Raw genomic sequence first — 13,119 nt, forward strand, 5'->3', positions numbered from 1 at the left:
TCTAATATTATTAAAATAGTGAAAAGTTCCGAAACAAAAATACTGAGTAAAATCAACTTCTTTTCCAAAACCTATATATCTCCAAGCATCTCCATCAAGCGTCACATGAGAAGAATTATCAATAATTGCATCTATAGTCCACGGAGCTATCTTTGCAGATAATATACCCATATAAGCACCATGTGAAACCCCTACTACAATGGTTTTTAAATCTTTATTTTTAAAAATATTCGCTTTTACATAAAGCAAAGTATTTATCATATCAATTGTTTGCATAATACCATAATTTTGATATTCATCATTTGTAAGTTTTAAGCTCACACTTAAATCTAAATAATAATCTCTATCAAAATCCCAAGCGTCTTTCTTTTTTTGAATTTCTTTATTAAGATATTCCATAGCAGGATGAAATTCTTCAAAAGTATTAAGTTTTGATATATCATAAGGAATTTCTATGTCAATAGCTTTTAAGCTTGCATCAAAAATAAGTTTATCAATATCATCTAAATGCCATTGTGCTCCAGTTTGAGGACGATTACCTATACCATGATAATTTACACTCAAAACTGCTACATTGTAATTTGATGCAAAATACTCCATATTAAATTTTAAAACAGGATCTCTTATATCAGCACCAAGTCCTTGAATGATACACATTATAGCTTGAATTTCTTTTGTATCATCATATATAAGTTGAAATTCTAATTTACTTTCTCTTTTTATATTTAATTCTACATCATCACAAGAGTCTATGAAATAAGTTTGATTTATGAGCATTTATAACCTTGACATAAAATTTTATTTTTTAAATATGATATACCATAATTAAGCATAAAAAATAATTAAAAATTTATTCAAATTTGATCTATACTAAAGTCAAAAATCAACTCCTAATCTTCTTAAACCTCTCACTAATTTCTAATCTTTGTACAATTTCCACTTTAGTTGGTATTTTATAATTAGCTAATTTATCTTTACAAAACATTCTTATCTTTTTTTTAGCTTCTAATGTGCTAAAATTTTCATTTTGTTCTAACACAATCTTTACACAAACACTTTGGCCTGTTAGAGGGTTATTTTGTCCATAGACTAAACAATCTTGTATAAATGGTATTTGCATTAATATACCTTCTACTTCTTGGGGTAATACTTTTTCTCCACCAACATTAATAACTTCTTTATTTCTTCCGATAATTTTAATATATTCTTCGCCATTTTTATTGATCACTTCAACCAAATCCCCAGTAGCAAAGTATCCATCATCTGTAAAAACAGAGTTATCGGCATTTAAATAACCTAAACTTTGCATATTGCTTTTTAAAAATAGCTCATTATTGATAATTTTATATGCTATGTTTTCTAATTTAAAATAGTTTCCAAAACTTTTTGTTTGAGCAATACCTACTTCACTTGTGCCAAAGGTTTGATGAAATTTAACTTTTGGAAAACTTTGTTTTAATTTTACAAGTAAAGTTTCTGACATTCTTTCTGTGCCATAACTAATAAGCTTTAAAGAATTTAAATTATATTTTTCAACTACATTTGCTACCAACATTAAACTAAGCAAAGAAGGTGAAGCAGGCAAGAGTGAAATTTGGTATTTTTCTATGGTTTGAGCTAGAGCTTCAATATTTTTTCTATCTTTTAAAGCAATTGCACAAGCATTCATACTAAGACAGTTAAATAAAGTATTCAAACCACCTATATGGTCAAACATTAAAAATAATAAAATATTAAGTTTTTTTGATTTTTTATTAAGATAAGTATTTAAAATCTTATCAAGATCGTGTACCATAGCTTTAGGTTTACCTGTGCTGCCACTTGAAAATAAAATCAAACCAGGTTTATTATCATCTATAAGTTTTTGGATTAAATCATGATTGTTATAATGTTTTTCCTGTAGCTTATATTGATTGTTTTTAAATAAAATATCACAATTAACTTCGGCAAGTTTGTTATCAATCTCACTTTCATTGATAAAAGGAATAATTATTTTATTAAGCTCAATACACGCTAAAAATAAACTTATACTTTCAAAATCATAATCACCTACAATACCTACAATATTTATATTTTTAAGTTTTGTTAATAAATTGATTTTATTGATGGTATTATTATATAAATCATTGTAAGTATATTTTTGTTCTTCATAGATTAAAGCATGTTGCTCTTGATTTTCATTAAAAACTTTATTTAAAAAGATATTTTTAAACTCATCCATTTACTCCACCCAAGTATATTATTTGTCCTGTTATAAAATCACTTTTTTCATTAATAAAAAAATCAACCACATTAGTAAGATCTTGAAAATTACCAAATCTTTTTATAGTTTGTTTATTAAGCAAATCTTGTATTTTATCTTTTGGGACATTTTTAATTAAATCAGTAAGAACTGGAGTAGGTCCTATGGCATTACAAGTAATACCAAATGAACTTAATTCTTTAGCGCAAACTTGAGTTAAATTACAAATAGCTGCTTTTGATGCAGCATATATAGCTTCACCTTCCAACCTTAAAGCAACCGCAACAGTAGAAAAATTTACAATCCTATAAGGCATAGCAACTTGTTCTTTTTTATAAGTTTGGCTCATAATCTTTGAAACTTCTCTTATAAACAAAAAACTACCATAGACATTAGTTTTAAAAATATTATCTAAACTTTTAAATGGAGTTGTTAATATATGATTCATAGCTGCTACACCAGCATTATTAATTAAAATATCAATTTTTCCAAATTCTTTTTTTACACTTCTTACCATAGAAACTACAGCTTTTTCATCGCAAACATCTAATTCAAAATGTCTGTAGTTTTTATGATCTATACTTGCTTTACCTCTTGAGCAACCATAAACTATATGATTTTTTGCTAAATAATATTCACTCAGTTCTTTGCCTATGCCTTTTCTAGTTCCTGTGATAATGATGATTTTTTGCATTATTCTTGCTCTTGGAGTTTTTTAACTATATAATCAGTCAGGCTTTCAACATCTTTAAATGGAGAATTTTTAGCACTCATCATTTTTTCATCCGCTAAAATGATTTCTTTATTAAATTCCTCGCTTAAAAGTTCTTCTAAATCAGCAACTAGACTGACTAGAGCTAGAGAGTCTAAAAATAATTGTGATTTAGAATTCACTGTTTTTAATTCCAAAATTTCATCTGATAAATTATCTAATGCTTGAAATATAATTTTTTCAACACTATTTCTCATAAATCATCCTTGTGTTACTCTACAACTTAGTATAATTTTTATTAAAATATAGCATAAAACTTCTATTTATCAGTTTAAATCAACTGTATAAAAATACAATTATTTGATATAATACAGTTAATATTAATAACTCAAGGTGCTTGATTGAACAATTTACAATATAGGAAAAATCTTTGTATTATCCCTGCGCGCGGTGGTTCTAAGCGTATTCCTAGAAAAAATATTATTGATTTTTTGGGAAAACCATTGATTGCTTATAGCATAGAAAGTGCTTTAAATTCGGGTATTTTTGATGATGTAATTATTTCAAGTGATGATTATGAGATCATAGAAGTGGCTTTAAAGTATGGTGCTAAGGCTCCTTTTGTGCGTAAAAAAGAACTAAGTGATGATTATGCAAGTTCAACCGCTGTAATCCAAGATGCCATCATCACTCTAGAAAAACAAAGTAAAATCTATGAAAATGTGTGTTGCTTATACGCAACTGCTCCACTTATAGATGAGTTTATCTTAAAAGAAGCTTTTGAACAATTTAGTCAAGAAGAATGTAAGTTTTTATTTTCAGCTTGTGAGTTTGAATACCCTATACAAAGAGGTTTTTACCTTGATGATCAAAATAAAGTTTATATGTTTGATAAGTCAAATTACGATAAACGCTCACAAGATCTTACTAAAGCTTACCATGATGGTGGTGCATTTTACTTTGGCAAAAAAGAAGCGTGGCTAGAAGAAGATTTTATGTTTAAATCTCATTCTAAAGCTTTTTTACTTCCAAGAAATAAAATTTGCGATATTGACACTTTTGAAGACTTAGAATTTGCTAAAATGCTTTATAAATATAATAAAACTAATAATATTTAATTTTCATTATGTTTTAAATTATATCTCAATTCAAAAAATCTATATACTAAGTCGAATATAAATAAAAAACTAAGTAAATAACAAATCAAAGAAAAAATATTGAAAATTAAACCAATGCTTATTAAAATTACCAGCAAGGTGGCATCAATACCTAGTATAAAACCTCTATCTAAGAAATATTTTTTAACTCCAAAACGCTTTATATTTTTTATTTTTCTTAAATTTTTTAATATATAATAAGGGCAAATCGTTCTATGTAAATTCATACAAATAATCACTAAACAACATTCGAATAAGCTAATATAAGATGCAATATAAGCCATAATAAAAATTCCATTAAAACCAATATGATCCACAACTTTGTCCAAATAACTTCCAAACTGAGAACGCAAGTCTTTATATCTTGCTAACATTCCATCTAAACAATCTAATATACAGTAAATAAAATATAAACCACCGGCCAGAAATGTAAAATGATTATAAATAGCTAAAAAAGATATAATAATTAAAACTAAAGAAAAAAAAGTTATATGATTAGGCTTTATTGGTGTTTTTGAAATAGGTATTAAAATGAATTTTTGCAACAATAAAACTCTTATAATATACTCTGTAGGATAATAAGACATTTCAAGTCTTTGTCGTTTTTTTAATTTTTCATCTAAATTCATAGTCTAAGTTCCATCTAAATTAATTATAAGAATTATATCATAATAATCACATAAATATATTTTTAATAACCGATTCTTTTAAATATAAGCTTTTTCTTTTTAAATTTAAAGTATAATAAAGTAATTTTAGTCATACAATAAGGAAGTATTATGCTACAAAAAAATATCAAAAGCATAAAAACAAAATTAAGTGAAACTTTATCAGCTATTAAAAAATCAAAATACAAGATTATTCAAGGTAATGATAGCTTAGATATAAATTTTTTAAATACTCAAGATAATACTCTAATTTATAAAAACCCTTTAGATGAATTAAATGCTATGTTAAAAATTTATAATGAAAAATATCGTCTATACCCTGTATTATATTTTTATGGGTTTGGAAATGGAATTTTATATAAAGCTCTTTTGCAAAATCCCCATCATAAGATTATTATTGTTTTTGAAAAAGACTTAGAAATTATCCATAGTGCTTTTAGCGTGATGGATTTTAGCAAAGAATTACAAGAAGCTAAATTGGTAATAGCTGATACAAATTTACTAAAAATCTCCGATTATGAATCAATATGTAGACAACAACCAATGTTAAATTTTGCAAGAACATATTTTTTAGAGCTACATTCTGATTATTATGAAAGATATCACGATGATGTATTAAAAGTCAATAATAATATGTCAGAATACCTTAAAAAAGCTATGTTTGCATATGGAAATTTGCCACTTGATGCACTTCAAGGTATAGAACAATTTACCTATAATCTTCCTAAAATGTTAACGCATCCAAATTATAAAGAGCTCTTGCAAAAAAGAAAAAACTTGAGTGATACAGCAATCATTGTTTCAACTGGACCAAGTCTTTCTAAACAGCTTCCATTGTTAAAGCAATACGCTAGCAAAGCAACTATTTTTTGTGCAGATAGTGCTTACCCTATCTTAGCTAAACATAATATCAAACCCGATTATGTTTTATCTTTAGAAAGAGTAACTTTAACAAGCGAATATTTTAATAATAATTTTGGTAATTTTGATAAAGATGTAACATTTGTTATAAAGTCATATGCTCACCCTAATACAATGAAATATCTTGATAGTAATAATAGAAATTATTTATTAGTTTCCGTAACAGGAGCTATATTTATTAATTTTATGCAATTGCATTCTTATGGCTATCTTCCAACTGGATGGAGTGTAGCTAATATGGGAGCTAATTTAGCAGTAATTCTTAATCATAAAAATCTTATTTTAATCGGGCAGGATTTAGCTTATAGTGAAAATGGAATTTCACACTCGAGCGATTATACTTATCTAACAGATAACTATAAAAATGGTAAAATTTACAAAAAAGATTATGGTAAATACGAATGCGAAGCTTATGGAGGAAAAGGGGTGGTGCAAAGTTCTTTTGCTTGGACTTTATTCCGCCAAAATTTTGAAAGTGATATTGTCCGCTTTAATCAATGCGATGTTGTTGTTTATAATTGCACCGAAGGTGGTGCTAGAATTGCAGGAACCATAGAAAAACCTTTTAAACAAATGTGTGAAAAATTATTGACAAAAGAATTAAAAAAACCTTTTACTTCATTAGAAAATCCAACTTTAAACAAGCAAAATGAATTAATGCTTAAAGCACATACTAAAATCAAAAAAAGTATTTCGCATTGCCAAAATTTAAATAAAATTTTTAAAGAACAACTAACAAATTTAAAACAATCATATCAAAATATCCAAACTCAAGAAGATCTAAATATTCTAATAAAATGCATAGATGAAATTAAATCAAGCATTGAAGATAAGAACAACATACAAGAATTATACGAAACTCTAAATCCACTACTCATGCAGTTTGAACTTAATCTTGCTAAAATTTATGTTTTAAATCCTATAAACGAAGATGATGTGTATAATAAATCTTTATTATGGATAAAAGAACATATTGATTGGCTTGAGTTAATTATAGCCCATATTGATGCCCATGAGCAAACCTTGCATAAAAGCATACTTCCACTGCAAGAAACCATTATACAAAGAGGATATGGACATAAAATCAAATGAAAGTTCTTTTTAGAAGTGATAGTTCTAGCACCATAGGACACGGACATATCAAAAGAGATCTTTTGTTAGCTAAGCAATATCATGATGTATCTTTTGCATGTTTAGCTCTAGAAGGTTCTTTGATAGATGAAATTCCTTATCCTGTATATGAGTTAACAAGTGCTAGTGTATATGAGCTAATCAATCTCATCAAAAAAGAAAAATTTGATCTTTTGATTATTGATCATTATGAGATTACTGCAGATGATGAAAAACTCATCAAGCTAGAAACAGGAGTTAAAATTCTAAGTTTTGATGATGAGATAAAAGAACATTTTTGTGACATTTTACTAAATGTTAATGCTTATGCTAAAGAAAGTGATTATGAGAATTTAGTGCCAAAATATTGTGAATTAAGATGTGGCTTTTCCTATGCTCTAATATGCGATGAATTTTACCAAGAAAGCAAGATAAAAAGAGAAAAAATTTATGATTATTTTATCTGTATAGGAGGAAGTGATCCAAAAAATATTTCCTTTGATATAGCAAATAAACTAAATAAAAATAAAACTATCATCATAACTACCACAAAAGCAAATTCTCATCTAAACTCACTTCGAAAATTAAGCCAAAAAAACCCTAATATACAAATTCTCATTGACCAACCTAATCTTGCAAGATTGATGAATGAAAGCAAAAAACTCATCATTAGCGCAAGCTCATTGGTAAATGAAGCTTTAATTTTAAAAGCAAATTTTAAAGCCATAGCTTATGCTAAAAATCAAGAAAAACTTGCAACATGGCTTGCTAAAAAAGGCTATGAAGTGGAGAATTTTATATGATAATTTTAAAAGATTTTATCCATTTGACTCAAGAAGAAATCAAACTTGTTTTAAAATGGCGTAACGATAAAAGCATTGCTAAATTTATGAAAACGCAAAATATTAGCCTAGAAGAACATTTAAACTTTTTATCTAGTTTAAAAACAAATGAAACTAAAAAATATTTTTTAGTATATGATGATGAAAATGTCATAGGTGTGATTGATTTTATCAATATAACTAACAATTCATGTGAATTTGGACTTTATGGCATAAAAAAAGGCGTAGGTGAGTTTTTAATGCAAGAAGTTAAAAACTATGCTTTCAATGTTTTAAAAGTTCAAACTTTAAACGCATGTGTTTTCAAAGAAAATACAAAAGCTTTAAATTTATATTTAAAACATTTACCTATAAAAATAACAAAACATAAAAAAATGCTTTATTTGAAATATATACAAAAACCTATTATTGAAAAACTATCTTCTATTAATTTTAATTGGTATAATGAATTAATCAGCTATGAAATAATCAACAAAAATATTATTTTTAACTTTATTCATAATGAAAATATTATGTTGAAAAATTTTATCAATCTAAACCGCAAAGAAAAAGAAAAAATTAGACTATACAGAAATCACCCTGAAATCAAAAAATATTTATATCAAAAACATTATATTACTAAATACGAACATAAAAACTTTATAAAAAAATTAAAGCAAAATACTCTTAAAGACTATTATTGTGTAATTTATAATAAGCAAATTCTTGGAAGCATTAATTTTGAAATCGTTTCTGATAATACTATTGAATTTGGTTTTTATGCAAATCCTTTTTCTAAAATTTCAGGGCTAGGTAGAATTTTGGAGCATATTGGTATATATTATGTTTTCAAAATAAAAAATCATCAATTTCTTCAATTGCAAGTATTTGATAATAATACATTTGTTGTTAATTTACATAAAATATTTAAATTTAACACAATTGATAAATTTAAATTCCAAAACGAAACAATCTTAAAAATGCAGCTAAAAAAGTCTGACTGTAATGCCATTTTCTAGCAAATGATTTTTAACATCATTTGGGGTATATTGACTAAAATGAAATATATAAGCACCAGCCAATGCATTTGCACCAAGTTGTATGGCTTTTACCCCATCTTGAGGCTTAGAAAGTCCTCCATTGATAATGAGTGGAATTTTTAATTTACCTTTGAAATACTCTAGTAATTCCCAATCATACCCCAAAGAACTTCCTTCTTTATCAACACTTGTTAAAAGTATCTCCCCTGCTCCTAAAGATTCGTATTTTAATGCAAGTTCTAGCGGATCAATATCTAAAATTTCATTATTAAAAACTTTAAATTTATTTTTGTCTTTTTTTACATCAATCGAGCATACTACACAAGAGCTTCCAAAAGTATTTGCCACCTTTTTGACAAAATCTAGATCTTGCAAAGCCATAGAATTAATACTAATTTTATCAGCACCTATATCTAACACTTTTCTAATATCTTCTAAAGTTCTAATCCCACCTCCAATAGTTAAAGGCATAAAGCATTCATTAGCTATATCTTCTAAGCTTTCAAAATCTATAACACCATTTTTATTGATATCCAAAACTATAAGCTCATCAACATTTCTAGCATTATATATCCTAGCTGTGCTTATTACATGCCCTATAGTTCTAAAAGAAGAAAAATTGATACTTTTTACAAGCTGATGATCTTTTAATAACACGCAAGGTATAATTCTTGTTTTAAGCATACTAGGCCTTTAAATTTGCAAAATTTTCCAAAAGTTTCAAACCTATATTTTGGCTTTTTTCAGGGTGAAATTGCACAGCAAAAATATTATCTTTTTCAAAACTTGCACAAAAAGGTTTTTCATACTCACAAAAAGAAGTTTCCACACTTTCTAAACACTCTACATAATAAGAATGCACAAAATAAAAATCACTTTTTTCTAAAATTCCATCAAATAGCTTGCTTTTTTTATCACTAAATTGTAAATCATCCCAACCACTATGCAATAATTTTTCTTTACTTAAATCAAATTTCAAAACCTTTGCTTTTATAAAATCAAGCCCTTCGCACTCTCCGCCCTCATATCCCTTACTAGCAAAAAGTTGCATACCAAGACAAATCCCCAAAATAGGCTTTTTATCTTTTAAAACACATTCTTTTAAAAGCTCATCTAGTGCAAGTTTTTTTAAATTTTCCATACCTTGTTTAAAAGATCCAACGCCTGGTAAAACTAATTTAGAGGCATTTTTTATATCTTCTTTTTTAGAACTTATAATCACTTCTTGATTAAGTTTTTCAAAAGCTTTCAAAACAGATTTAAAATTTCCAAGATGATAATCAACAATACAAATCATTTCAAAACAAACTCATCTTTTTTTATCAATGATCCATCACTATCTCTTAAAAATTTACCATTTTCATCGCGTTTAAATATCTTTTTATTAGTATAAGAATCTACAATTTTTTTAAATTCTTTTTCACTAAAACCACTAAATTCCAAATACTTCTTAATAGCCTTTTTAGGTGGCTTTCCATCATATTTATTTACAAGCCTCACGCCCTCTTCACGGCTAATATAGCCAAGTCTTATATCCAAGCATGCATTATCCGTAGCTCTTCCAAAACCATATTTGCAGTATTTTAAATAATCATGCACATGATTTGAATAACAATCTAAATTTTCAAAATTCTCATAAGTAGTTTCAACTGGTTTTGTACTAGTTTTAAAGCCATTTTCTTTAGATATTTTTAAATTATACTTATAATCCCATTTAAAATAATATCCCAAAAATAACCCTGTAACTCCTACTCTTTGAAGCTCTTCATCACTTGGATAAGTATAAAAATATAAATCCTTTTCTCTAATACCATCAACACCAATCATATCAGAAATTCTATTACCCAAAAGTCCGCCAAATTCTTCAAGCCACTCTCTACCTAAAGTGTTTTTTTCTTTAGAGCTAGCTGGCCCACCATACTCAATCTGCGGACTTTCTCCCCAAATGATCAAAGGAATACCAAAAGCAACAGCTACTTTTGGAACACATGTAAAAATCCCCAAATGGTTTTGCCATTCATTATCACCCGTTCTTATAAAAGCTTCGCGGGCCAATTTTTTATACACCAAAGGATTTCTTTTGATATGGATTAAATCAACACCAAGATTATTTAAATTTTTTAAATTCTTTTTACCTATTTTAGTAGGAATACTTGGTTCAAAACAAACACACAAAGGATTAAGTCCAAGTTCAAGACATTTTAAAACTTGAAAGGTAGAATCCTTACCACCACTTACTCCTATCACACAATCATACACAGGATGTTTTTTATATTTTTTAACGAGTTCTAGAAATTCTTTTTCACGCTCTTGCCAATTTATCTCATGATTTTTAGCTTCTTGCGAGCAACACGCATCACAAATTCCCTCATCATTAAAATGCAAATCAGGCTTAGTATCTGGCATAACGCATTTTTTACAAAATTTCATATTAACTCCAAAAAATCTTTATAATCATCATAAATCGACTATGATTATATTTTCTAAAGATAAATAAATTTTATTTTGTTACAATATTTTTTATTTAAAGGTTTATAAATTATGGATTTAACTTTACTTCCTTATATGATTATAGGAATTTTTTCAGGTATGGCTTCAGGGGTTTTTGGCATAGGTGGTGGTATGATTATCGTTCCTTTCATGCTTACTTTAGGACTTAGCTCTCATCATGCTGTTGCAATTTCTGTTGTACAAATGATTTTTGCTTCTATTTTTGGTTCCTATTTAAACTATAAAAAGAAAAATTTAATCTTAAAAGATGGACTTATCATAGGCTTTGGAGGCTTTTTAGGTGCGATGTTTAGCGGGCTTTTACTCTCATATTTTTCAGATATAACCTTAACAAGTATTTTTCTATGCGTGAGTATTGCATTCTTTTTAAAATTTGCTTTTAATCAAAAAAGCACCATTGGAAACATTAACCACTCTAATATCTTAAAAAATTCTATTTTGCTAATTTGTGGCGTATTTACAGGAATTTTTGCTATATCTTTAGGAATTGGTGGTGGGCTTTTAATTACCCCTATTTTAGCTTATTTTTTAGGCTATGATACTAAAAAAGTAGTGCCACTTAGTTTATTTTTTGTAATATTTGCTTCAATTTCAGGAATTAGTTCTTTTGTATATAATGACATCATTGATAAAGAAGTGTTACAAAATGGAAGCTTAGTAGGATTTAGCTCTATGCTAGGAGTTTATCTTGGTATAAAAATCATGGAAAAAATCAATCTTAAATCCCACCGCATAGCACTTTTAGGTATTTACACCCTTTCTATAACTATGACCATTATAAGCTTGATTAAAAAGCTAAATTTATTTTAATCTATCGGCAAATTTTTGTCTATTGGAAGTATAAACAAAGCTTAAAACCTCTGCCACTGCTTTAAAAAGCTCTGGTGGAATAAGATCATTTACCTCGCAAGCTTTATAAAGTTCTCTAGCTAAAGGAGGATTTTCATAAATCATAACATTGTATTCATATGCCATATCTTTAATACGCAAAGCTAAAAAATCCACCCCCTTAGCTAAAACTTTTGGTGCAGCTTCTTTGGAACTATCATAACGCAAAGCAACCGCATAGTGGGTAGGGTTAGTAATCACAACATCAGCACTAGCAACATCTTGCACCATTCTACGCCTTGCTGCTTCCATTTGCAAACGACGAATTCTTCCTTTTACCAAAGGATCTCCCTCGCTTTGTTTAAATTCATCTTTAACTTCTTGCTTACTCATGCGTAAGTTTTTAAAGTATTGATACCTTACCAAAAGTACATCTAAAAGCCCTATAATCAAAAAAGCTATGATAACAATAGCTGCAAGTATAATAGCTTTATCCCTAAGCCATAAAAGTTGTGGATAAATCGTATAAAGTTCTACTCTAGGAAGTTCTTTCATAAATTGCAATAAAAAAACAAAAGCTATACCAAATACAACACCGACTTTAAGTATAATTTTCAAAGCTTCAATAATCTTTTTTAAAGAAAAAAGATTTTTAAGCCCGTTAATAGGATTAATTTTATTAAAATTTGGAGTAATGGGCTTAGTAGTAAAAATAAAACCAAACTGCATTAGATTTCCAAGCACACCCGCAACCATAATTACTAAAGTAATAGGCAATACCATAATAAACATCTCTATCATAGTTTTTATAATGATTTTTTGTAAAATCTTTAAATCAATTTCAATGCCTATAAAACTTTGATAAAAACGATATAAACCGCTAATTCTCTCACCTATAAAAGGCATCATAAACAACACCACAACCACAGCTATAATAAGTACAGCCACAGCAGATGCATCTTGGCTTTTTGGGACATTTCCTTCTTGTCGCGCATCTTCTATTTTCTTGGATGTGGGTTCTTCTGTTTTCTCTTGATCATCAGCAGCCATAAAAAAACCTTTAAAAAAATTTAAAGCAAGATTATAGCATTTTATCAAGTATCTGCTAA

General features: G+C 27.6%; 13 protein-coding genes and 2 pseudogenes. 6 read left to right on the forward strand and 9 right to left on the reverse strand.

What is annotated here, in order from left to right:
• The 4 genes from L8T82_RS07565 to L8T82_RS07580 all read right to left on the reverse strand — a co-directional run.
• Positions 1-777, reverse strand: a 777-nt coding sequence (locus L8T82_RS07565) for a DUF2920 family protein (RefSeq protein ID WP_263726240.1), incomplete at its 3' end; no start/stop codon positions are given.
• Positions 778-883: 106 nt separating this feature from the next.
• Positions 884-2,221, reverse strand: a complete 1,338-nt coding sequence (locus L8T82_RS07570) for an ANL family adenylate-forming protein (RefSeq protein WP_263726241.1) — start codon at positions 2,219-2,221, stop codon at positions 884-886.
• Positions 2,214-2,936, reverse strand: coding sequence for an SDR family oxidoreductase (locus L8T82_RS07575; RefSeq protein WP_263726242.1), 723 nt, complete (start codon positions 2,934-2,936; stop codon positions 2,214-2,216). The genes L8T82_RS07570 and L8T82_RS07575 overlap by 8 nt, the downstream gene beginning before the upstream one ends.
• Positions 2,936-3,211, reverse strand: coding sequence for a hypothetical protein (locus L8T82_RS07580; RefSeq protein WP_263726243.1), 276 nt, complete (start codon positions 3,209-3,211; stop codon positions 2,936-2,938). The genes L8T82_RS07575 and L8T82_RS07580 overlap by 1 nt, the downstream gene beginning before the upstream one ends.
• Positions 3,212-3,355: 144 nt before the next feature.
• On the opposite strand from L8T82_RS07580, the gene pseF reads away from it, so the two are divergent.
• Complete coding sequence (pseF, locus tag L8T82_RS07585) at positions 3,356-4,072, forward strand: pseudaminic acid cytidylyltransferase (protein WP_263726244.1); 717 nt, start codon at positions 3,356-3,358, stop codon at positions 4,070-4,072.
• On the opposite strand, the gene L8T82_RS07590 is transcribed toward pseF, so the two are convergent.
• The gene (locus tag L8T82_RS07590) at positions 4,069-4,740 is read right to left on the reverse strand and encodes a CDP-alcohol phosphatidyltransferase family protein (RefSeq protein ID WP_263726245.1); all 672 of its coding nucleotides are present in this window, start codon (positions 4,738-4,740) and stop codon (positions 4,069-4,071) included. The genes pseF and L8T82_RS07590 overlap by 4 nt on opposite strands.
• Positions 4,741-4,890: 150 nt before the next feature.
• On the opposite strand from L8T82_RS07590, the gene L8T82_RS07595 reads away from it, so the two are divergent.
• The 4 genes and pseudogenes from L8T82_RS07595 to pseH (L8T82_RS08085) form a co-directional block, all read left to right on the forward strand.
• Positions 4,891-6,792 (forward strand): motility associated factor glycosyltransferase family protein, encoded by a 1,902-nt coding sequence (locus L8T82_RS07595; protein ID WP_263726246.1) that lies wholly within the window; start codon positions 4,891-4,893, stop codon positions 6,790-6,792.
• The gene (pseG, locus tag L8T82_RS07600; protein WP_263726247.1) at positions 6,789-7,613 is read left to right on the forward strand and encodes a UDP-2,4-diacetamido-2,4,6-trideoxy-beta-L-altropyranose hydrolase; all 825 of its coding nucleotides are present in this window, start codon (positions 6,789-6,791) and stop codon (positions 7,611-7,613) included. Before L8T82_RS07595 ends, pseG begins: the two co-directional genes overlap by 4 nt.
• Positions 7,610-7,987 (forward strand): annotated as a pseudogene (pseH, locus tag L8T82_RS08080) (UDP-4-amino-4,6-dideoxy-N-acetyl-beta-L-altrosamine N-acetyltransferase); the annotation flags it as partial. The gene pseG and the pseudogene pseH (L8T82_RS08080), both read left to right, overlap by 4 nt.
• A gap of 195 nt (positions 7,988-8,182) precedes the next feature.
• A pseudogene (gene pseH, locus L8T82_RS08085) lies at positions 8,183-8,650 on the forward strand (UDP-4-amino-4,6-dideoxy-N-acetyl-beta-L-altrosamine N-acetyltransferase); the annotation flags it as partial.
• Here the strand turns inward: pseH (L8T82_RS08085) and L8T82_RS07610 are convergent.
• Genes L8T82_RS07610 through L8T82_RS07620 form a run of 3 tightly spaced genes read right to left on the reverse strand, consistent with a single transcriptional unit; the run spans position 8,618 to position 11,101 of the window.
• Positions 8,618-9,355: a HisA/HisF-related TIM barrel protein gene (locus tag L8T82_RS07610; RefSeq protein ID WP_263726249.1), complete on the reverse strand. Its 738-nt coding sequence runs from the start codon at positions 9,353-9,355 to the stop codon at positions 8,618-8,620. The pseudogene pseH (L8T82_RS08085) and the gene L8T82_RS07610 sit on opposite strands and share 33 nt — an antisense overlap.
• 1 nt (position 9,356) lies before the next feature.
• Positions 9,357-9,968: an imidazole glycerol phosphate synthase subunit HisH gene (gene hisH / locus L8T82_RS07615; protein ID WP_263726250.1), complete on the reverse strand. Its 612-nt coding sequence runs from the start codon at positions 9,966-9,968 to the stop codon at positions 9,357-9,359.
• Positions 9,965-11,101 carry an N-acetyl sugar amidotransferase gene (locus L8T82_RS07620; protein ID WP_263726252.1) on the reverse strand — a complete coding sequence of 379 codons (1,137 nt, stop codon included), beginning with the start codon at positions 11,099-11,101 and terminating at the stop codon, positions 9,965-9,967. Before L8T82_RS07620 ends, hisH begins: the two co-directional genes overlap by 4 nt.
• A 111-nt stretch (positions 11,102-11,212) precedes the next feature.
• On the opposite strand from L8T82_RS07620, the gene L8T82_RS07625 reads away from it, so the two are divergent.
• Positions 11,213-11,992 carry a sulfite exporter TauE/SafE family protein gene (locus L8T82_RS07625; protein WP_263669864.1) on the forward strand — a complete coding sequence of 260 codons (780 nt, stop codon included), beginning with the start codon at positions 11,213-11,215 and terminating at the stop codon, positions 11,990-11,992.
• Here L8T82_RS07625 and flhB read toward each other — a convergent pair.
• Positions 11,984-13,060, reverse strand: a complete 1,077-nt coding sequence (gene flhB, locus L8T82_RS07630; protein ID WP_133319972.1) for a flagellar biosynthesis protein FlhB — start codon at positions 13,058-13,060, stop codon at positions 11,984-11,986. The two genes, L8T82_RS07625 and flhB, sit on opposite strands and share 9 nt — an antisense overlap.
• Positions 13,061-13,119: the final 59 nt, after the last annotated feature.

It is taken from the genome of Campylobacter sp. IFREMER_LSEM_CL292, assembly GCF_025771615.1.
Lineage (GTDB): Bacteria > Campylobacterota > Campylobacteria > Campylobacterales > Campylobacteraceae > Campylobacter_D > Campylobacter_D lari_D.

Excerpts from the sequence above, each read along its gene's own strand:
- L8T82_RS07570 (WP_263726241.1), bottom strand. The coding sequence starts at position 2,221 with ATGGATGAGTTTAAAAATATCTTTTTAAATAAAGTTTTTAATGAAAAT.
- L8T82_RS07575 (WP_263726242.1), bottom strand. The coding sequence starts at position 2,936 with ATGCAAAAAATCATCATTATCACAGGAACTAGAAAAGGCATAGGCAAA.
- L8T82_RS07580 (WP_263726243.1), bottom strand. The coding sequence starts at position 3,211 with ATGAGAAATAGTGTTGAAAAAATTATATTTCAAGCATTAGATAATTTA.
- L8T82_RS07590 (WP_263726245.1), bottom strand. The coding sequence starts at position 4,740 with ATGAATTTAGATGAAAAATTAAAAAAACGACAAAGACTTGAAATGTCT.
- L8T82_RS07595 (WP_263726246.1), top strand. The coding sequence starts at position 4,891 with ATGCTACAAAAAAATATCAAAAGCATAAAAACAAAATTAAGTGAAACT.
- pseG (WP_263726247.1), top strand. The coding sequence starts at position 6,789 with ATGAAAGTTCTTTTTAGAAGTGATAGTTCTAGCACCATAGGACACGGA.
- L8T82_RS07610 (WP_263726249.1), bottom strand. The coding sequence starts at position 9,355 with ATGCTTAAAACAAGAATTATACCTTGCGTGTTATTAAAAGATCATCAG.
- hisH (WP_263726250.1), bottom strand. The coding sequence starts at position 9,968 with ATGATTTGTATTGTTGATTATCATCTTGGAAATTTTAAATCTGTTTTG.
- L8T82_RS07620 (WP_263726252.1), bottom strand. The coding sequence starts at position 11,101 with ATGAAATTTTGTAAAAAATGCGTTATGCCAGATACTAAGCCTGATTTG.
- L8T82_RS07625 (WP_263669864.1), top strand. The coding sequence starts at position 11,213 with ATGGATTTAACTTTACTTCCTTATATGATTATAGGAATTTTTTCAGGT.
- flhB (WP_133319972.1), bottom strand. The coding sequence starts at position 13,060 with ATGGCTGCTGATGATCAAGAGAAAACAGAAGAACCCACATCCAAGAAA.